Source organism: Alcanivorax sp. HI0044 (assembly GCF_001634945.1).
Map to the genome: position 1 here is coordinate 1 of NZ_LWEZ01000134.1, position 815 is coordinate 815.

1 protein-coding gene is annotated in these 815 nt (G+C 60.0%); it reads left to right on the top strand.

What is annotated here, in order from left to right:
- Window positions 1-750 (top strand): enoyl-CoA hydratase/isomerase family protein (locus tag A3730_RS01655; protein ID WP_156500782.1); only part of this gene is annotated, 750 nt, incomplete at its 5' end.
- Between the last annotated feature and the right edge of the window lie 65 nt (window positions 751-815).

Consider the following 815-nt stretch of genomic DNA (forward strand, 5'->3'; position numbering starts at 1 on the left):
AGCGGATTTATTCAAACCCGCGAGCACAACGCCGTTCTACACGTCACCCTGGATCGCGCCGACAAGCTCAACGCGCTCAATGTGGCAATGTATGAAGACCTCACCGCAGCGGTACAACACCTGGCCGCACGGGATGACCTGAATGCGCTGCTCATTACCGCCAACGGCCGCAGCTACTGCGCGGGCAACGACATCAAGGATTTTTTGCAAGCCGACCCGGCCAGCCGTGATGAGGGAAAACTGAGCCCGGCCATGATTCTCGTCCATGCCCTTATGGCCCTGGATAAACCGATCATCATGGCGGTACAGGGCAACGCCACCGGTATTGGCACCACCATGTTGCTGCACGCGGATCTGGTGATCGCCGCCGATGACGCCCGCTTCCACACCGCCTTCATTAACCTGGGGCTGGTGCCCGAAGCCGGCTCCAGCCTGATACTCCCCGCCCTGATTGGCCGCCAGAACGCCAACCGCTTGCTGCTGGCCGGCGATACGTTTAGCGCAGAGGAAGCCGAACGAATGGGGCTGATTGCCTATAGAACCGGGGTGGATGAGCTGGCTTCAGAAGCACTGGCGCTGGCGCAGAGGCTGGCAGAGAAAACTCCCGCGGCCATCGCCCTGACCAAACAGCTGACACGCCTGAGCGACGCCGCCATCAAGGCGCAGATAGAAAAGGAAAGTGTGTTGTTTGCGCAAAGGATGTTCAGTGAGGATACCCGGGAGCGCTTCGCGGGCTTCATGAAAAAATAACCTGCCGGGACGCTTTTTGATCGCGCAGTGGCCGCCCGATATTACGGGCGGTGAGAGCCCGGGAA